Genomic DNA, 19,327 nt, shown 5'->3' on the forward strand with positions numbered 1-19,327 from the left:
ATATCACTTACTACCGTTTTTGTTTTTAGTTCCCGCTAATCCGCGATGAACCTTTTTATTTACTTAGCGTTTTATGTAGCTAAGCTTAGACTTTCTTGAAGATGATAGAGGTGTTGATTCCACCAAAAGCAAAGTTGTTGCTCATCAAGTATTCAACATCCAATTCGCGACCTGAGCCCGTGATGTAATCGAGCTTGCCGCACTGTTCATCGACATTCTTAAGGTTTAGGGTTGGGCTGAACCAACCGCTATGCATCATCTCTAGGCTGAGCCACGCTTCAATTGCACCACATGCACCAAGCGTATGGCCAAAGTAACTCTTAAGAGAGCTGATTGGTACTTCACCAAAGATATTCGCTGTCGCGTTACTCTCTGCAATATCACCTTTTTCAGTCGCAGTACCGTGCGCAGAAACATAGCCAATCTTCTCAGCTGGAAGTTGTGCGTCTCTCAATGCTTTCTCCATACAGATTTGCATGGTTTCCATCTGAGGTTGAGTCACATGAGCCGCATCACAGTTGCTCGCAAAACCTATGATTTCTGCGTAGATCTTTGCGCCACGAGCAACAGCATGTTCGTACTCTTCAAGGATCAGGGTTCCAGCGCCTTCGCCGATAACCAAGCCATCACGCTCGCTGTCGTATGGGCTAGGGGATTTCTTGGGTGTGTCGTTTTTTAAACTGGTAGCGAAAAGGGTATCGAAAACGGCAGACTCAGTTGGGCATAACTCTTCACCACCACCGGCAACCATTACGGTTTGGTAACCATGCTTGATCGCTTCATAGGCGTAACCAATGGCTTGGCTTCCTGAAGTACAGGCGCTGCTGGTGGGAATCACGCGGCCACGCAGACCAAAGAACAGACCTACGTTTACCGCGGCTGTGTGTGGCATCATTTGAACGTAAGTGGTTGCTGTGATTGCTCGTGTCGACTTCTCGTTCAGCATTACTCCGAAAGCACCAACCGCATCGGTACTGCCAGTTGAAGAGCCGTAAGCGATACCAGTTTCGCCATTGGTCAATACATCGTGACCAATTAAGCCGGCTTGCTCCAATGCATTCTCAGTCGCAACGGTAGCTAGGCGTGATACACGGCCCATGCCACGCACTTGCTTACGCTTGTAGTGTTTAGGCAGTTGGAAGTCATCAATAGGCGCGGCAAGTTTTGTGTTGAGACCATCATATTGCTCGAAGCTTGGCATATATTGAGTCGCATTTTCACAGGCCTTTAGCTTAGGCTCTATCTGTTGCCAGTCGTTACCAAAAGCAGTAACACCAGACATTCCAGTTACAACAACGCGGCGGGTCATACTAAGCCTCCATTTACTGAAATCACTTGGCGAGTTACGTAGCCTGCAATATCAGACATTAGGTAGCTGACTAGGCCGGCTACTTCTTCCGGCTCACCCATACGGCGCAGTGGTACTTGAGGAAGTGCATGATCTTTCACGTGCTCGTCAACCATACCTGTGTCAATTAAGCCAGGAGCGACACAGTTTACCGTGATCTTGCGTTTTGCGAGTTCTAGAGCAAGAGACTTAGTTGCGCCAATCACCCCCGCTTTTGCTGCAGCATAGTTAGTTTGACCACGGTTACCCATAATGCCGGATACCGACGCTAGAGTGACGATACGGCCACCTTTACGCTTTTGAACCATAGGCATTACACAAGGGTGAAGTACGTTGTAGAAGCTATCTAGGTTGGTATGGATCACACCATCCCACTCTTCTTCCGTCATCGCGGGGAATGCAGTGTCACGAGTAATGCCCGCGTTGTTCACTACACCATAGTAAGCACCATGTTCAGCGATATCAGACTCAAGCTTTTCGCGACACTCGCTTCGTTTGCTGATATCAAATTGAATAAGACGTCCAGCGCCACCCAGTTCGGTGATCGACTTTAGCGTATCTTCAGCACCTTGCTTGTCACCCATGTAATGAACGGCGATTTCAAACCCGTCTTTCGCGAGTTGAATAGCGATCGCTTTACCAATACCTTTACTGGCACCAGTGACTAAAACCTGACGGCTCATGATGGGCTCCTAGTTTTCATTTCTTGTAATTTTTGTTCGGTCGGCACGTAGACGTTGAGTTGGCATTGAGCCACTAACTCACCTCGGTCTTCGACTCTTGCGGTAAACACAGCCATACCGCTGTCTTCCATCATCTGTTCGGCGTAGATATCAAGGGTCTGACCTTGAGTAAACTCATCACACAGTGATTTATAGCGACGAGAGCCGAGTAAGAATCCGATTGGGGGCGTGGTGCCGTTTTTAAGTGCGTGATATCCAGACCATGCCGCTACAGACTGCGCCATAAACTCGATTCCAACATATGCTGGTACCGTTTGAGATTCGGCGTCAAAGAACAGATTATGGTCACCAATATCGACCTGACAGTGGATCGACAACGCCTCTACGCTGATAGCACGATCGATTAATATCATCGGATCATCGTGAGGGAGAAGTTGGTCTACAGAAGGGATATCAGTCATTTACTACACCAAAAATCAGGCTAATGTTGTTGCCACCAAAAGCAAACGAGTTGCTTAAGATGTTCTTTGCTTTAAGTTTCTGTGAACAGTTTACCAAATCAATCTCAATATCTTCAGCTTTATCCTGACATTTTTGTAAGGGAAGCGGTAAGTCATATTTCAAAATATGCCACGCAATTGCAGCCTCAATCGCACTTGCTGCGCCTAGAGTATGCCCGGTCAGCGGTTTGGTAGAACTGACGGGAACCTTGTTTGCAAAAATACGATGAATGGCTTTACTTTCCATCGAGTCATTGAGTGGCGTTGCTGTACCATGTGCATTGATATAACCAATGTCTTCTGCGTTTAACTGTGCAGAATGTAACGCTTTTTTCATTGCTTGTTCAGCACCATTGCCTTCAGGGTGAGGCGCTGAAATGTGGTGTGCATCAGAGCTGTCCCCACAGCCCAATAAGGCAATGTTTGACGTGTCTTGTGCTGCATTAACACCGGCTAACTTTGTTTTGCTGAGCAACATAAATGCCGCTGCTTCTCCTATGTTGATACCTTCTCGGGTTGCACTAAATGGCTTACAATGTGTTGTTGAGAGTGCTTCAAGACCGTGGAAACCATTGAGTGTCAGCTTACACAATGTATCCACACCACCCACTAACACGGCATCAGCCATACCTGAATCTAATAAGCGCTGGGCGGTCAGAAATACGCGGCCACTGGATGAGCAAGCCGTAGATATGACGTAGTTTGGCCCCGTTAATGCGCAATACTGGCTAACGAACTCTGAGGTATCACCAAGCTCTTGTTTTGAGTAATGGTAATCTGCTGGAAACTCGCCGTTTGCCAATTTTTGTTTGAAGACTGCTTCACCATCGGAGATCCCAGATGTGCTGGTGCCAATAACAACAGCAATTCTATCTGCGCCAAACTGAGATTTGGCTTGCTCGATAGAATCTTCAATTTGGTGAAGAGCCGACAGCGCCAGTTGATTGTTGCGAGTGGCGTATTGCGTAAGATCTGAAGGAATCGGTGGTAGTTCACCCGCGATCTGACCAACGACAGTGTGTTTACCATCGTTCAGCATATCGTGCACTTCGACCATATTTGATTCACGCTCGTCTTTTAGACAGCCATGAATATCGGCAATCTCTGAGCCTAGCGCTGAGTGGAAACCACAGTCTTGGATGTAAATAGGCATAGTGTTCAACTCTTACTTGGATTGTCGACAATCGTTGAGTTCAACGTTTGTATGGTGATGTTGTAGCCCAGGGTCAAATGTTTGAAAACAATGTCGCCTGCCGTTTTGTGTGTACCAGGATCTGTTTGGTAATCAATTTGAATGATTGCCTGTTGGTTTTCATCAAATACGGTTCTTGTTTTGTCGGTATCGACTAGGTGCCAACCTATGCTTTGTAAAGGCTGAGCCCATGCTTCAGCCGGCCATAAGGTAAGCATTAAATTAAATAGCACCTGTTCAGGTTGTGGCAAAGTTGCGCCAAGCCCAGACAAAACCTGCGTATCAATTACTTGATTCTGGTATTGCAGCGATAGAATGCGAGTACCCCAAGAGGAGAACCCCGCCAAAACCACTTTACCTGGTGTGACTTCGACTTGAACCGGAAGCTGCTGTGTATCATTTTCCCACGTAGCGCTAATCAACTGACTGGCTGTTAATGAGTATCCCAGTTCAGCTGGCAGTGGTAGTGGTAGATCGGTGTCTTGATCGATAGACACGCTCGCACCACTTGGCTGCTGAGAAACCATCGAGCAGGCACTCATTAGAATGCCCACTAGTATGGCGAAGGTTACCTTTAATGTCTGGATCATCTAAAAGCCTCTCGAGTAATTGGTCCTTCTACGTTTTTACTACTGTTGATCGCGAGTGGAGAAAGCAGCCAAGCGACAAAGATCCCTGTCAGAACCGTCACCCCGAAGCTATGAATAGCATGAGTCTGGCTCAGCGACAGTAAGCCGAATGAAAGTAGTGTTGTGAGACCTGACAAGGTGATCGCTAATAAGGTGCTCAGCGATTTCTTTTGCTCAGCAAAGAACAGGGTGTAGTCTATGCCAATCCCTAAAATCAGAATCAAACCAAGCAGGTTAAATAGGTTCAGTGTCGAGCCTAAAATGCCCGTGACCGCCAAACCTGCTACGCCTGCAATCAATGAAGGCAACAGCATTAACAGGCTTTGCTTCACACCATAGCGCCAGCCTAACAGCATGCCAATAGCTGCCAATGCTATCAATAACAGCTCGGTAATCTTGACGCGGTACTCAGCAAAAAGAGAGGAGATTTCATCCGCTTTATTGAGGTGTTTCACACCTTGCTTCTGAGCAAAATCTGACTCCAACCACTGTGAGAACAGCTCAGCATCAGTGACGTCTTTTATCAAAATGACCGACGCTGCTTGCCCGTCGATAGGTTTTAACCAAAGTGGTCGAACAGGCTCTGAGACTGGAGACTCCAAAAATCCAGATACCGTGATTGGTTCGAATTTTGGTAGTTCTGGAAACGTAGACCAACCGAGAGAGCTTTGTAATATATGGCTTTGTTGACTATAGAGTTGTTCAACCAACTGATAGTTATCATGCTGTTCTTGTTTACTTAACAAGTGTTGATTGATGCTGCGATACCCGGAGATACCTTGGCTATTGACCAGCGAATCTAAGCTTGTGGTGATTTCTGTCAATTTTTTGAGTAGCTTTTGGTCGCTCTGAGCTGTGACCAAAAGCATATTTTGACCACTGCCTAACCCTGATATCTCAGTAATGGCTTGCTCTTGTTGTTTGAGTTGTTCGGGCATAGCCTGAAGCTGGCGAATATCGTCGTCGTAACGAATTTGACTGAGTGACATCAAGCTAACGACAGTCACTGTTAACGGTAAGCCAATTCTAAATTTTTGGTTGCTCCAAAGGCTTAACCAAGTATGCCAAAGTTTCGACAGGGGAAGAGGGCGCTCTTGGCCTGGTTTTACCGCTAAAACGGGGTACCAGCACACCACACTGGCGTAAGCTGCGATCAGTCCAATCGACGAAAACAGAGCCAGTTGCTGCAAGCCTGGGAATGGCGCAACCAGTAGCCCTAAGTATCCGATTAAGCTGGTGATTAAACCTAGAGTGATGGCAATGAAAATATGCTTTAGGCCTTTATCGCTCTGCCAGTGGCTTCCTGCGGCCAAACGGTCAGTGAGATAGTGAAAAGAGTAATCGATGGATACGCCAATCAAGCTAGCGCCAAACACCAAGCTGAATAGATGCACCTTACCAAAGATAGCGACAGTGCTTGCCAGTGCAACCAATAATCCTGTACTGATTGAGAGTAAAGATAAGGCAAGTGGTAGCGCACTACGAAATGTCAGCCACACCAATAAAATAACGCCTGCCAATGAGCCCAAACCAATGGTACTGATTTCTGATTTCGCGCTTTCGGTACCGTAATTGGCGTAGAACACCACACCAGTATGCTGCACCTTGACGCCAAATTGTTTTTCGACCTCGCGCTCAATTGAATCAAGATCTGGAAGTTGTTCTTGAATCGCCAAGCTATAAGGTGAGTCCGCCAGAGTAGCCGTGACTAAAATATGAGTTTGCTCATTCGACTGGGCCGTGAGATAGCCCTCTTTCAGAACAAAGTTACTTGATTGGACGCCAATAGCACTGATGTAGTCGCGAAATAACAAGAATGGGTCGAGAGATAACTCTGCTGCAGTGACGCCTGAGAATGGATTGTACAGAGACTGAATGACATATTGAGCTCGCGAATCAGGCGAGTGTGTCAGCGTCTCTTTTTGTTGTTGGGTCAGCAGTTGAGATCGGTGACGAAAATAGAAATCGCTCCACTGGCTTTGAGTGCTGGCGTTGATTTTACCTTGAACTTGCTTAAACAGAGTTGGCTGACTTGAAAAAGTTCTTTGGTTGAGAGCTTTTTCAAAAGCGTCGGTCGCAACCATGGTTTGTTCGATATCGGGAGCGCTTATGATAAATACCACTTGCTCGCTCATCGAGCTGGATATCTGCTGAAAGGCTTGCTCTACCATTGGGTCTTGCTGGTTTTCGGGCAGTAACTTTAGAATGTTGCTTTCAATCGGTACCGACGAAGAAAAAGCGAATTGTTTGGTCAACAACCCGCTAAACAGCATTACAACAACAAGCCAAACAAGGGCAAGACTAGAGTTGGAATTGTTTCGCTTCAGCATCTGATAATACTTCCGGTAGATGGCTTAACTGACTGAATTCGATCACTGTGCTATCTCCACGAATCTCTTTCAACTCAATACGTTCAATATCGCTGTTGCCTTGCAGCGTGATAGCCTCAAACACCGCATTCATCGGTGCATTTTTGGGCTTTAGAGTCAGTGTCCATGCTTGTACATTTTCATCAGAGCTGGTGTTAGTTGCGGGCTCAAAATTGAGTGCGAACTGTTCCTGAAGTTTTTGCGTGTCCCCATGAAACACTGACAAGAAGATATGGCTGAAATAAAACGCCATTGGATTTTCTTTGTCGGTGATGATTTTTGCGGGTTGATCGGCAAACCTTTGGCTCAGTTTGTTATCGGTGAGCACTAAGTTCACGGGAAACGGAGTGGTTTGTGTCCAGAGTAAGCCACTTGATTTGTCTAACAGAAATGTACCTTGTGACGTTAAAGGCTGGGCGAACATCTCCATATTGCGTGTTTGAGTGAACTCACCACGCACAATACTATTTTCGCTGAGCACCGTCTGCAGCTCTGAAATAGAATTGACAGCAGCAGAGTTTTCTTTGGCGCTTACAAGGCCGCTTGCCATCATCGCAGTAAGTCCAATTAGCGCGATATTGATGTATTTGCGACTGCGTTTAAACAGATTCATGGTTCACCTGCTGTGGGTTAGAGGTTTGTGTTTGATGTTCAGTTGTTAGAGGTAAGCAACCAAATTGGTGCCAGTGTTCGACTTTGTCAGTAAACACTTTGGGTGAGGCAAAGCACATCTCTTGTTCTTCGATGGTGACGGCAACCTGCATGGTGTGAGCACGTGTCATTCGAGCACCGGTTAGAGCATCATGAATTTCATAATCGACGCGCAGGCGATTTTCCCACTCGGTGAGTTTCGCCGTTACCTTAATCTTGTGATTAAACGGTATCGCCTTAATGTATTTCACGCGGGTATCGATGATAGGCCACATGTAGCCAGAATCCTTCATCTCATGGTAGTTGTACTCAATCTTATCCATCATGATGCGCCTAACTTCTTCAAAGAATCGGAAGTAGTTGCCGTGATAGATCACGCCCATTGGGTCGGCATCTTGGAATGAGGTGATAAGCGTCACCTCAGATTGTAATGGGTGAAGGATTTCAGACATAAATCGCTCTCAACAATATTGCGTAAAGGGTTGGCTACTTTATGAGTAAAGTGACCAGTGCTGACTTTGAATACGAGCAATGAAGTGGCGTAGATCGCCTTCAAGTGGTCGATCTTCTACGATAAATTCAAACTCCTTAAGCACTTCGTCGCGAATGTGCTTGAGGTTCTCACTCATGTGGTGCTCATCAAGCTCATTGTGGCGCTTACGAAGTTCGAGTGCTTGTGTCCCCGCCAGTAGTGACGCTGCTGCCACTTGTTCGGTTAGCTCTAGAACGCGTAAACAGTCACGAGCTGCGATGGTGCCCATACTCACTTTATCTTGGTTGTGACACTCAGTTGAGCGAGAGAATACGCTTGCTGGCATGGTGTGTTTCAATGCTTCTGCTGTCCAAGCTGAAACGCCAATCTGCACTGCTTTAAAGCCGTGGTTGATTGGCTTACGTTCGCCTTCAGCACCCGTTAGGTTGAATGGCAAACCGTTGTTGAACTTGTAGTCCATCAGCTGAGCCATTTGACGGTCAAGCAGATCAGCAAGGTTCGCAACTGCAGTTTTTAACGTATCCATCGCCATTGCAATGTGTCCACCGTAGAAGTGTCCACCGTGCAGTACGCGCTCATTATCACCATCGATAATTGGGTTGTCGTTGGCACTGTTTAGCTCGTTCTCGATCATTTGGCGTAGCCAAGGCAGAGAGTCTTGAACCACGCCGATAACATGTGGAGCACAGCGCAGAGAGTAACGATCTTGGAGGCGATCACTGTTACGTGGCGGGCGATCCGCTTGCAGATCATCACGCAGCCATGCAGCAACTTGTTGTTGACCAGGATGAGGTTTGACTGCAAACAGCGCTTCATCGAAATGGAAGTCATTGCCGTGCATACCGACTGATACCATAGCGGTGATCTTAGTTGATAGCTGAGCTAGATATTCCGCACGCTTGTAAGCGATACAAGCTAATGCCGTCATTACAGACGTACCATTCATCAACGCCAAGCCTTCTTTTGGCTTAAGTTTGATAGGGCTAATTCCTAACTCTTTGTAGACGTCACTGGTTGGGCGCACTTCACCTTTGTAGATTACATCACGCTCACCAATCAGTGCTGCGGCTAAGTAAGACAGAGGTGTTAAGTCGCCACTGGCACCCACCGATCCTTCTTGAGGAATGCGTGGTGAGATGTCTTGGTTGATTAGGGTAACGATCTGGTTGAGTAGATCGTGAGTCACACCAGAGACACCTTGTGATAACGAACAAAGACGAGTTGCAAGGACTGCACGAGCTTGTTCGTGAGACAATATTTCACCTAAACCACAGCCGTGAAAACGTGTTAAATGCAGTGGTAGCTCGTCAACTAGGTTTGGCGGAATCGCAACCGTACATGAGTCACCGTAACCCGTCGTTACACCGTAAATCACACCTTCTTCTTTCAATAGGCGTTCTAAGAAAGCGACACCACGGTCGATCTTAGATGTGAATGCTTCACTTGTGTTCATCGAGGCTTTTGCGCCTTGTGAGATAGCGACAACATCCTCAATCGTGAGGCGCTCGGCACCAAAGGTGATGCTATTTGGATTCTTTTTCGTCATGGTGCTTGCTCAATGTCCAAAAATTAAAAAAGTTGTACCACTGAAGCGGTGCTTGCAGTGTGTAGTGCTGAAGTCGATTTGCGTATTTTTGCACGACTTGCTGTAAAGATTGTTCGCGAGTCTTTCTTGGTAGCTCGATCTTGTTGCTAAAATGCTCGAAATAGACATTAAAATGCGGCTTAGATTGTGAGTCGTCACGTAACCCAAACAGCAAAAATACGGGTGCTTTGAGAACCGAGGCTAACATAAATGGACCTTGAGGGAATGGAGCTTCCTTACCTAAGAACTCAGCCCATACTGAGCGGCTCTCTTTGCTGGTGGAAGTTCGATCGCCAACAATCACGATCCATTCGCCTTGCTCTAGTTTCTGTTGTAACAAGATAGCGGTATCAGGCCCCATCGATGTCACCTGAATCAGATTTAAATCAGACTGCGGGTTAACCGCTTTCATCACGGAATTAAAACGTTCGGCGTGTTCTGTAAAAACCAGGGCGTTGATTTTGATGTTCGAGTGTCTGCGACCTAAAGCTCGGCACAGCTCAATATTGCCAAGGTGAGATCCAAGGATTAGCACACCTTGCTTATTTGCCACCATGCTCTCGAACTGGTCTTGGCCATGAATAGTCAGGTTATCTGCCGAGAAATCACCTTTCCATGCCGCGAGCTTGTCGAGCATCGTATGGCCAAATGAAAGCAGATGGTTGTAACTGGTTAGTTCTCCGGGGAGCTCAATATTTTGCTGTTCCGCATAGGCTTTTAATTGGAATAGATATTGTTCGGAAGCGTTTCGCGCACGCTGGCCCGTCAAGTGGTAGTAACGCATCACACCACGCAGAATGAGGTTGAACACACCGCGACCTAACAAGGTATAAATGGCTAATAACAGCTTAATGCCTAATACTGTGCCGCGTTCTTGAGTGCGGGACCAGTGTGGTTGTTCAGAAGCTTGCGGCTCTGAATCAGTCGATAAATTTGGGTTATTATCAGCTGAATCGGATTTGAAATGGCGAGCAATCAGTTTTGGTGCTCTTGGCAGCATGCTGAAGAATAGACGTGTATGCATCCAACTGATTTTGACGTTATCCCACAACGCATCGAAATGAGAGATGCCGTTCTCAGGATAGATAACGCGCGTTTCAACGAAGTCTATGTCGCAACCTTCCCAATACAGGCGAACCAAAATCTCGATATCGAAGTCCATTCTCGAACCAACATCGTACTTATTCAACACAGTTTGAGTTTGGTTGATAGGATACGCTCTAAAGCCACACATGCTGTCTTTAATTGATAAAGAAAGGGTTTCTATCCATACCCAGATATGTGTCGCGTAGCGCCCATAGAGCCTTGCTTTGGGTACGCTGTCGTCGTAGATAGGCTGGCCTGATATCAGACGTTGTGGCTTAGCTTGTGAGGCCTCAATCAATGTTGGCAAGGCTTCCAGGTCGTGTTGCCCATCAGCATCTATCTGAATAGCGTGGCTAAAGCCTAGTTGCTGCGCTTTTTTGATTCCGGCTTTTACTGCGCCGCCTTTACCTTGGTTCTGTTCAAGCGTCACCAAGGTTACGTTTGAATTCTCTGCTAGGGGAGACAGAAACTGTTTTGTTGTGAGTTCACTGCCATCGTCAACGATGATGATCGGTAACTCAAAATGATGAAGTGACGACACCACAGCCGGCATGGTTGCGCCATGGTTAAAGCACGGGATAAGGAAGCAAGCCTTGTAGCTGCTTTCTTTTGTGTGGTGTTGAGAAGTAGCCTCGACGGGAGCGCTATTCACTTTTTTCTCCCAGCTTCATTTTGCCTGAAGAGTGGGTCTGTTCACCGTTGTTTGATGTGTAACTAAAGCTCAGCTTGTCTTTGTCAGCATCCCATTTGAGTGATAGCTGGATTGTAGCGTCAGGCAGGATAGGCTCTTGGAACTTAATGACTTCCATTCCTTTAAAGAAACCAGGAACGCCTAACTCTTGGACTGCGTAGTGAAGTGCCCAATCAATTTGCGTGACGCCAGGTAGAATAGGGAAGCTCTTGAAGTGCCCATTAAAGTCGGTGATATCTCCGCTAACATGAAGTGTCAGGGTCGATTCATTTTCTACCGTGTCTACAGCAATGATGTTTGGTTTTCTTTTATCCATAGGGCGTGCTTAGAATCCTTGGGCAAATATTGGTTCTTTGACAAAAATATAAAAAGATAATCTCAGTGTAAAATACGATCAGCGGTTTCTATGATTTTATTAGCTGTTCTATGTGAGATGTTAATCGCTTACCTTGGCTGTTGAGGGGGATCTCATCGACAACACGGTATTTTCTCGGGATTGCGATTGGCTCTAACCACTTTCTGAGTTCTGTACGCAGCATCAACCAGAATTTACCTTTGCTCATGGTCGATAGAGCGGCTTGGCCTTCATCTGATAATACCAAAACAGAGGCTAATATTAATCGCTCAGGCTCCTCAAATGGAATAACCACGCACTCACTTATCCAAGGCAGTTGCTCCAGTCGCTTTTCCACTTCAACCAGTGATACTCGCTTTTCTTCTATCTTGATCACTCGGTCCGTTCGGCCCTTCAATATGAATTGATTCTCCGAGACCATCTCGCACTCATCAGAGGTTTGATACCAGTTATTCTTATCGATGTACGGCGACAATAACTTAATGCAATTCTCACTGTTGAGACTAGCCTCAATACAGGCAAAAAGCTGCCAAGGCGTTTGAGCGCTCTCTTGCTGACGAAATGCGATGCCACCGGTTTCTGTGCTACCAAAGACTTCAATCGGTAAATGACCAAGCAGATCTCGTGACTGGTGAGCCGACTCGGTAGGCAATGGACCACCCGAAGAGAAGATTCCTGCAAGTTGTACCTTGTTGGTCTCATGCTTTAATCGTTTAAGTAGCGCTGGGCTGCTGATCAGTACACAGTTTTGATTTGCGTGAGATAAGATCTGTTCTGGGTATTCAAGGTTGTGTCGAGCAAATGGAACACCAGAGCATAGTGGCCATAAGATTCTAAACAGCAAACCATAGATATGTTGATGAGAAACTGTGCTTTGGATTTGGTTTCCCTTGAGTAACTCACCCCAGTTCTTGTGTAACTGAGCGGTCTCAATATCGAGGTGCTCTAACGTTTTATCTATCGCTTTTGGCGTGCCACTTGAACCTGAAGTGAACAGAGTTAATGGGACTGTTGCCAAATCAATGGTCGTAAGATTCTCGGTTAGAGGTTTTTGTGCTTCAGTGTTTGAATCCAATAAGGTTTGGATATTACGAACGTCATTCACCTCAACTTCGCCAATCGAGTTATCAACTAGCAGGCAATCAAACTGCTTACTTAACTCAGCAAGCGCACATGGCTGGTAGTTGCCCGGTAAGATGATGTGTTTGTTGGCTGCTGTACATGCCAAAAAGGCCACCGAAAATAGGTAGCTGTCTTGGGTACAAATCGCGATTCGTTGAAAAGGGGATAAAGACAAAAATTGTACGAGTTGAGATAAGTCGTCGTTAAATGTTTGCCACGTAATCTCGCTATTGTCGTCAAAGCAGACAATAGATTCAGGGGCTCTGTCCTGGCTAAGAAGCTCAGACAACGAGGTGTAAGATACGGTTTGGGTCATAACAATTTAACTCTGACGAATGCGCTGTCTTACTACCCACTCTCCTGCAAAGAGTAACCCTGCAAACAGATAGCTGAGTAAGCCATTGTATAGGGTCCATACTTCTAGCGGTTGGAAGCAGGTGTAAAGGGCAATAGAGCCATTGATAACAAAGAACAAGCACCACACTTTGGTGACTTTTCGTGTGTAATCAACGCCACTTTGCGGAAGTTCAGGCTCTTGAAGGCGAGCAAGACGTTCGATAATCGTTTGTGGTTGCCATAGGCTCGAAGCGAATACAACCAGCATACAAACATTAACGATAACGGGATAATAGGTTAGCCAGCCGTGTTGCTTAAAGGCTAAGCCTAAAGCCAGCAGAACAATACCGGCACTTCCACTGATCCAAGCTAGGTGTTTTAGCTCTTTGATTTTAGCCTGACCGCCGGTGAAAATGCGTACAGCAAAGATAGCGGCTAAGGCAATACCAACGGTTTGTAAGCCAAACTTGTTGAGTCCAAAGTAAACCGCTATTGGATAAGTGAAAAGTATAATTGCCGACAGTAAAGTCAGCAGAGGACGCATTAGGCGTCCTTCAATAGTTCAACCACAGATTCGACAACGTCAGTAACGGTGCGCACTGCTTTGAACTCTTCAGGTTTTATCTTCTTACCTGTGACGTTCTGTAGGTGAACGACCAAATCAACGGCATCAATGCTGTCTAGGTCTAGATCAAGATAGAGATGAGCTTCAGGGGTGATATCTTCAGCGTCAAGCTCGAACAGCTCAATAAGCGCATCTTTAACCTGGTTGTATACTTCTTGTTGGTTAGCTTGTGTCATAAAGATCTGTCTAGTTATTCGTTTGAGAAGAGATGTAGTTCGCTAGATTTTCAACTGACGCAAAGTGCTGTCGAGTGTTTGAATCATCTGCATCGATAACAATGTTGTACTTTTTCTTGATAGCAAGGCCAAGCTCAAGGGCATCGATAGAGTCTAGTCCAAGTCCATCACCAAATAGTGGAGCTTCCGTTTCAATCTCATCAATGCTCATGTCTTCAAGGTTCAATGCGTCGATGATCAGTTGTTTCAGTTCGTTGTGTAATGTTTCCACTTTGGCCTACTTAATGCTTTATCTGAATGCTGCTTTAAGGGGGCGATTCTACATTATATGAGGTATTTTCGAAATGCCGATATCGCCTGTTATGTTATTGATACGCTAAATGTTTTCTTCGGAAGGGAAAATTGTTTGTGCAAGATGATGATTAAGACGCCTTGCTGCCGAAGTTAAATTATTTGAGCCTTCAATAAATGGTTCGACTTCTATTTTACCTTTCACCGCGACATGAAAAAAGGGCTTCGACGCAGGAACTTGATACCATTTTTTCTCTTTCGTTAAGAATGTCGGAGAAACCGTAATATGAATCACGCGTAAATCGGTTTGTGTTCGAGTCGCGATTTGTGCCGCCCCACGCTGTAAGGATGGTTCAATTCCTGGCGTTGTGCGAGTTCCTTCGGGAAAAATCAGCATGACATTGCCACGTGAGAAGCGTTCTTCACAGCGCTCTAAAAGATCGTCAGGGGCTTGGTTCGGTATATAACCTGCCGCTTTGACAATCCTTTTCATAAAAGGGTTTTCCCAAATGGCCGCTTTGACGAGGCAATCACATTGAGGAAGTTGAGAGGCGATCAGCACATAGTCAATCAAACTTGGGTGGTTGGCGACGATAATGCAGTTACGGTCGTTACGCAGTAGTTCTGCACCATCAATTCGGTAATCGATTGCTCCGGTGAACTTCATGATCTGGCAAAACGCATTGAATGAGAAACGGATTAATCGCTGTGCTTTAAGCTCTCTTTTAATGGTATTGGGATTGGTTAGCGCGATAGTCGGTAAGATTAAGAAGCTCAATACTAAGCCACCTAGACCAAAGATGGTAAAGCACAGCCCTGTCGCGAATACTCGCCAATATTGGTCGATTTTGCTCATGATTGTGGACCTGTCTCGGTGTTATTTACCCAAGACCAAGTTTGGTGCTTGCCAGCAATAGCCCACTTATTTGCGCCCAATAAGATATGTTGGAGCGTTTGTAGCCCTTGTGGTAACACGGAAGGTGCTTGGTTGGTCTCTACTGTCCTAGTAATAGAGTATTCACTGCCAGCGGTGAGCACTAAGCCCAGCGCATAATCAGCAAAGTTCTGTGTTTCGTACTCTTGGTAGAGCTCGGGCAGAGGTTGGTCGAAATCGATAACTAACACTCGATGCGACGGATATTGATGAAGGTAAAGATAAGCTTCGATCAGAGCGTTGTGGAAAGTATCTTGGCCGGCCGCAATAGAGGTCAGAGGGATTGGTGCTTTCGCTGCGATGGTAGTTAACCCTGCAGCTGTATTATGCACCGACTGTGAAAACGCCATTGGCGAGGCATCATCACCTTCCAATATCGACTGGATCAAGGTTGCGGTTCGGTGCAGTTCACCATGTCGACTGGCAAAAACCAGATAATCAATCGAGTTGTCTTTTAAGAGTGTCAATGCAGTTTGAACGGCCAATTTACTTTGTAGGCTCATTCGGCGGCGCATCATCGGTGGGATCGCTTTAAATTCAGTTGAGCCATCTTGTGGCCAATCTAAATTAGTGCTCCACGCTTGCCATTGGGCAACAGAATTGAGACCAGCCGAATTTGCAGACCATTTCTCAATATTAAACGACATTAATTGGGATTGATTTGACATAGAGTATTGATTTGCTTTGAGTCTAACTAAATACTATGCGCGCTTATAAATAAACACAGATAAGGAATTTAAATGAAATTACTAAAAATAGCAGTTTCAATGTTATTCATATTCGTTCTTGCAGGATGTGGACGCGTCCAACCTGTAATGAATGTTGAGGATACTCCAGTTGCACTGAATCTTCAAAGTAAACAGGTTAAATCAGCTATTTCTGAATCTGCTGAAAATCGAGGCTGGTTGGTTTCAGAAATAAAGCCTGGTTTGATCCGCGCTGAATTGTATGTTCGTTCGCACCACGCTGTGGTTGAAATTCCTTATAGTGATAAGTTTTACTCTATTCTTTACGTTGAATCAGAGAATTTGAAGTACGACGATGGTGAAATACACCGTAATTACAACCGTTGGGTTAATAACTTAAACGTTGATATTAAACGTAAGCTTGCGCAAATGGCAGCTGAGTAACTCTCTATTATTTAAAGTTAGGTTTTTCGTGTCGGAATATAAATTAGATCCATTCAACGCATTAGAAGCAAAAACAGAAGCGCAGAAATTGTCTTTCGCTCCGATTGTTTTTCATACTGCTCGTACACTTCGTGATTTAGGCATTTTGAAAGCGTTAGATGACGCGGGCAACGAGGGTTTACCAGCAGAGTCTATCTCTGAATCGACCGGTGTCTCTGAGTACGGCGTGAAAGTCCTGCTCGATATGGCGTTAAGTGCTCATATTGTGACTTGGGAAAAGCCTAACTACAAAATGGCTAACCTTGGTTTCTACCTTCTGCATGATGGTATGACTAACGCAAACATGGATTTCACAGCCGATGTTTGTTATGCCGCGATGATGCATCTAACAGAAGCGATTGAAGAAGGCACACCTGCAGGCTTGAAAGAGTTGGGTGATTGGGAAACCATTTACCAAGGCTTGTCTCAATTGCCAGAAAAAGCAAAAGAGAGTTGGTTCAAGTTTGATCACTTCTATTCGGATCGCTCGTTCCCTGTGTTACTTGAAAAAGTCTTCAGCAAGAAACCTAAGTCGCTGGTGGATATCGGCGGCAACACGGGTAAGTGGGCGATGCAATGCTGCAACCATGATGCGGACGTTGAGGTGACGATTGTTGATTTGCCACAGCAGCTAGAAATGGCAATGGCAAACGCGGCAAAGCATGGTCATCAAGAGCGAGTCACGCCATTCCCAGCGAATATGCTCGATAAACAGCAAACTCTGCCAACGGGCGCGGATGTTTGGTGGATGAGTCAGTTCCTTGATTGTTTCTCGCCAATGGAGATTCTGAGCATATTAAAGCGCGTTCGCTCTCATATGTCAGAAGATGCGACTGTCTATATCCTTGAACTGTTTTGGGATTCACAGAAATACGATGCGGCTTCTTATAGCTTAAACGCGACGTCTCTCTACTTTACCTGCTTGGCCAATGGCAACAGTCGTTTTTACCGCAGTGAAGATTTCTTAGAGATTGTTGAAGAAGCGGGCTTTGAAGTGGTAACGCGTACCGACGATATCGGTCTTGGTCACACGCTTCTAGAATTGAAAGCTGGCGCGCAATAAAAATAACAAACATGGCTTAAATAATGAAAAAACTATCAACTCAAGTGGTGATCATCGGAGCTGGGCCATCAGGGTCTATTGCTGCGTCTTTACTTCATAAAAAAGGCATCGATGTTCGAGTGATTGAAAAGAGCGTATTCCCTCGCTTTTCTATTGGTGAAAGCCTATTACCAGCTTGTATGGAAATGATTGAACAGGCTGGGATGACTGACGCAGTGATCAACGCTAACTTCCAATACAAAGATGGCGCTGCCTTTCGCAAAAATGGCGTTTATACGGCGTTTAATTTTGAAGACAAGTTCTCTTCTGGCCCTGGAACTACGTTTCAGGTTCAGCGAGGTGCCTTTGATAAGGTTTTGGCAGATACGGCTGAGGCGCAGGGTGTCTGCATTGATTACCAACATGAGTTAATGGGCATTAATTTCACCGACGACAGCACCATTTTAGATGTACAAGTGCTGGGTGGAGAGCGTTATCAGATAGAAGCGCAATACGTTCTGGATGGCAGTGGTTTTGGTCGAGTGCTACCAAAAATGCTTAACTTGGCAGAGCCGTCATCGCTCCCTCCACGCAAAGCTATTTTTACGCACATTAACGATCATATTGCAGAGGTGGATACCGATCTTGAATATGACCGAAATAAAATTCTTATCTCTGTGCATCCAACCAACCCTGATGTTTGGTATTGGTTGATCCCGTTTAGTAACGGTGTCTCTTCGTTTGGTGTCGTAGGAGAGCCTAAGTTCTTTGAGTCCTATCCAGAAGACAAGATTGCTGCAATTAAACAGCTGGCAGCGGAAGAGCCGGGCTTGGCTGAGATACTGGCAAGCGCCGAGTATCCAAACCCTGCGGGTGAAATTGGTGGCTATTCTGCCAATGTAAAACATTTGGCGACGGATAAGTACGCGTTGCTTGGCAATGCCGGCGAGTTCCTTGACCCGGTGTTCTCGTCAGGCGTGACGATTGCGATGAAGTCGGCACAGTTTGCGGTTGAGTGTGTCGAAAAGCAACTTAACGGTGAGAAGGTAGATTGGGAACGCGATTATGCCGCTCCTTTGATGGTTGGTGTAAACACCTTTAGAACGTATGTTGAGGGGTGGTACTCAGGTACTTTGCAGGATGTGATTTTCTATCAAGATCCAAATCCAAAGATTAAGCAGATGGTGTGCTCAATTCTGGCGGGTTACGCATGGGATCAAGCCAACCCTTATGTGAAAGAGTCTAAGCGCCGATTGGCGACACTGGCTGAGATATGCCGAAACTAGGTAATCGATTTTGTATGTAGCAATACTCTAAATTGCCACGATGGATCGTCATAAATTAAAAACAGCCGCAATGTGCGGCTGTTTTTGTATCTGAAAAATATGGGCGGTCAGCTTAATCGGATTTAAGCCTATTTTAAGTCGATGCTGTTCAATCGTCCCATAAATATAAGTAGATCAATTACGTCTTTGTGGGCATCAAGCAGCGCACGTTTGGTTTGGCTGTAAGCGGCAAGTCTGCCGTGCTTTCTAATGGAGCACACCTTAGTTTTGTATTTGTAGTCGCCGTTTTCTGAGAATACACGCCACTTAGCGATGTAGCACTCGTCGCGGTGCTCAGGATCATTCTGAGTTGGATTTGGCTTGAATACAATTTTGGGTTCTAAACTATGAGGCAGGCGCGTCATTAGGTAGGGCTCTTTGAGGACTTTGGGCCAAAATTTACCCCAAAGCTGTCTGCCCAGTTCATCTCTTAATTTAATGGTTTTCTTTAGTGCTTTGTCTTCACCCATACGAACAAAACCGACCGACCGATGCAGCACCGTATCTTCGGGAGTATGGATGTGGATCTTAAAAGCGGTTTTACCTTTCGAGATAAAGCGGTAACCGGTAGCACCAATTAGATTATTCTGACTCATAGTTTGCTAAGTGATGATTATGTTATTAATAAGATTACGCCAAATACTGCAAAACCGAAACTAATACCCATGAAAAAAATAAGGTTCATCGCGGCTTTCCGGGGAAAGCCGCTTTTATCTTCAAGAAGA

General features: G+C 45.7%; 21 protein-coding genes. 3 read left to right on the forward strand and 18 right to left on the reverse strand.

Annotated features, from left to right (window positions below; all coding sequences use genetic code 11):
* Nucleotides 1-85 precede the first annotated feature (85 nt).
* From AB6E78_RS21225 to AB6E78_RS21305, 17 genes are all read right to left on the reverse strand, one after another.
* Nucleotides 86-1,309, reverse strand: coding sequence for a beta-ketoacyl-ACP synthase (locus AB6E78_RS21225; protein WP_017062286.1), 1,224 nt, complete (start codon nt 1,307-1,309; stop codon nt 86-88).
* A complete protein-coding gene (locus tag AB6E78_RS21230; RefSeq protein ID WP_372134185.1) occupies nt 1,306-2,031 on the reverse strand; it encodes a 3-ketoacyl-ACP reductase FabG2 in 726 nt (241 codons plus the stop codon). The genes AB6E78_RS21225 and AB6E78_RS21230 overlap by 4 nt, the downstream gene beginning before the upstream one ends.
* Nucleotides 2,028-2,492, reverse strand: coding sequence for a hotdog family protein (locus tag AB6E78_RS21235; RefSeq protein WP_017062284.1), 465 nt, complete (start codon nt 2,490-2,492; stop codon nt 2,028-2,030). The genes AB6E78_RS21230 and AB6E78_RS21235 overlap by 4 nt, the downstream gene beginning before the upstream one ends.
* The gene (locus AB6E78_RS21240; RefSeq protein ID WP_017062283.1) at nt 2,485-3,684 is read right to left on the reverse strand and encodes a beta-ketoacyl-[acyl-carrier-protein] synthase family protein; all 1,200 of its coding nucleotides are present in this window, start codon (nt 3,682-3,684) and stop codon (nt 2,485-2,487) included. The genes AB6E78_RS21235 and AB6E78_RS21240 overlap by 8 nt, the downstream gene beginning before the upstream one ends.
* Nucleotides 3,685-3,689: 5 nt before the next feature.
* The gene (locus AB6E78_RS21245) at nt 3,690-4,313 is read right to left on the reverse strand and encodes a DUF3261 domain-containing protein (RefSeq protein WP_372134183.1); all 624 of its coding nucleotides are present in this window, start codon (nt 4,311-4,313) and stop codon (nt 3,690-3,692) included.
* Entirely contained in the window at nt 4,310-6,682 is a 2,373-nt protein-coding gene (locus tag AB6E78_RS21250) for an MMPL family transporter (protein ID WP_048659798.1), read from the reverse strand. The genes AB6E78_RS21245 and AB6E78_RS21250 overlap by 4 nt, the downstream gene beginning before the upstream one ends.
* Nucleotides 6,654-7,334 carry an outer membrane lipoprotein carrier protein LolA gene (locus tag AB6E78_RS21255; RefSeq protein ID WP_017064143.1) on the reverse strand — a complete coding sequence of 227 codons (681 nt, stop codon included), beginning with the start codon at nt 7,332-7,334 and terminating at the stop codon, nt 6,654-6,656. Before AB6E78_RS21255 ends, AB6E78_RS21250 begins: the two co-directional genes overlap by 29 nt.
* On the reverse strand, nt 7,321-7,824 hold the full coding sequence (locus AB6E78_RS21260) for a thioesterase family protein (protein WP_372134181.1): 504 nt from the start codon (nt 7,822-7,824) through the stop codon (nt 7,321-7,323). Before AB6E78_RS21260 ends, AB6E78_RS21255 begins: the two co-directional genes overlap by 14 nt.
* Before the next feature lie 39 nt (nt 7,825-7,863).
* The gene (gene hutH / locus AB6E78_RS21265) at nt 7,864-9,411 is read right to left on the reverse strand and encodes a histidine ammonia-lyase (RefSeq protein ID WP_017062278.1); all 1,548 of its coding nucleotides are present in this window, start codon (nt 9,409-9,411) and stop codon (nt 7,864-7,866) included.
* Nucleotides 9,389-11,188 (reverse strand): glycosyltransferase, encoded by a 1,800-nt coding sequence (locus tag AB6E78_RS21270; RefSeq protein ID WP_017062277.1) that lies wholly within the window; start codon nt 11,186-11,188, stop codon nt 9,389-9,391. The genes hutH and AB6E78_RS21270 overlap by 23 nt, the downstream gene beginning before the upstream one ends.
* Complete coding sequence (locus tag AB6E78_RS21275) at nt 11,181-11,543, reverse strand: 3-hydroxyacyl-ACP dehydratase (RefSeq protein WP_017062276.1); 363 nt, start codon at nt 11,541-11,543, stop codon at nt 11,181-11,183. Before AB6E78_RS21275 ends, AB6E78_RS21270 begins: the two co-directional genes overlap by 8 nt.
* Nucleotides 11,544-11,631: 88 nt before the next feature.
* On the reverse strand, nt 11,632-13,020 hold the full coding sequence (locus tag AB6E78_RS21280; protein WP_102393642.1) for an AMP-binding protein: 1,389 nt from the start codon (nt 13,018-13,020) through the stop codon (nt 11,632-11,634).
* A gap of 6 nt (nt 13,021-13,026) precedes the next feature.
* Nucleotides 13,027-13,584 (reverse strand): septation protein IspZ, encoded by a 558-nt coding sequence (locus tag AB6E78_RS21285; protein WP_017062274.1) that lies wholly within the window; start codon nt 13,582-13,584, stop codon nt 13,027-13,029.
* Complete coding sequence (locus AB6E78_RS21290) at nt 13,584-13,841, reverse strand: acyl carrier protein (RefSeq protein WP_372134180.1); 258 nt, start codon at nt 13,839-13,841, stop codon at nt 13,584-13,586. The genes AB6E78_RS21285 and AB6E78_RS21290 overlap by 1 nt, the downstream gene beginning before the upstream one ends.
* Before the next feature lie 10 nt (nt 13,842-13,851).
* The gene (locus AB6E78_RS21295; RefSeq protein ID WP_004736154.1) at nt 13,852-14,112 is read right to left on the reverse strand and encodes a phosphopantetheine-binding protein; all 261 of its coding nucleotides are present in this window, start codon (nt 14,110-14,112) and stop codon (nt 13,852-13,854) included.
* 105 nt (nt 14,113-14,217) lie between these two features.
* Nucleotides 14,218-14,988, reverse strand: coding sequence for a lysophospholipid acyltransferase family protein (locus tag AB6E78_RS21300; protein WP_372104564.1), 771 nt, complete (start codon nt 14,986-14,988; stop codon nt 14,218-14,220).
* Nucleotides 14,985-15,734 carry a beta-ketoacyl synthase chain length factor gene (locus AB6E78_RS21305; protein WP_372134178.1) on the reverse strand — a complete coding sequence of 250 codons (750 nt, stop codon included), beginning with the start codon at nt 15,732-15,734 and terminating at the stop codon, nt 14,985-14,987. The genes AB6E78_RS21300 and AB6E78_RS21305 overlap by 4 nt, the downstream gene beginning before the upstream one ends.
* 72 nt (nt 15,735-15,806) lie before the next feature.
* Here AB6E78_RS21305 and AB6E78_RS21310 point away from each other — a divergent pair, with 72 nt between their 5' ends.
* The 3 genes from AB6E78_RS21310 to AB6E78_RS21320 are packed head-to-tail and all read left to right on the forward strand — an operon-like array spanning nt 15,807 to nt 18,563.
* Nucleotides 15,807-16,196, forward strand: a complete 390-nt coding sequence (locus AB6E78_RS21310; protein ID WP_017062271.1) for a hypothetical protein — start codon at nt 15,807-15,809, stop codon at nt 16,194-16,196.
* Nucleotides 16,197-16,224: 28 nt separating this feature from the next.
* Nucleotides 16,225-17,298, forward strand: coding sequence for a methyltransferase (locus tag AB6E78_RS21315; RefSeq protein WP_017062270.1), 1,074 nt, complete (start codon nt 16,225-16,227; stop codon nt 17,296-17,298).
* A 23-nt stretch (nt 17,299-17,321) separates the two neighbouring features.
* On the forward strand, nt 17,322-18,563 hold the full coding sequence (locus AB6E78_RS21320; protein WP_372117348.1) for an NAD(P)/FAD-dependent oxidoreductase: 1,242 nt from the start codon (nt 17,322-17,324) through the stop codon (nt 18,561-18,563).
* A gap of 128 nt (nt 18,564-18,691) precedes the next feature.
* Here the strand turns inward: AB6E78_RS21320 and AB6E78_RS21325 are convergent, their stop codons facing one another.
* Entirely contained in the window at nt 18,692-19,198 is a 507-nt protein-coding gene (locus tag AB6E78_RS21325) for a hypothetical protein (protein WP_048659808.1), read from the reverse strand.
* Between the last annotated feature and the right edge of the window lie 129 nt (nt 19,199-19,327).

It is taken from the genome of Vibrio sp. 10N.247.310.98, from assembly GCF_041467395.1.
In the GTDB taxonomy this organism is placed as follows: Bacteria; Pseudomonadota; Gammaproteobacteria; order Enterobacterales; family Vibrionaceae; genus Vibrio; species Vibrio crassostreae_C.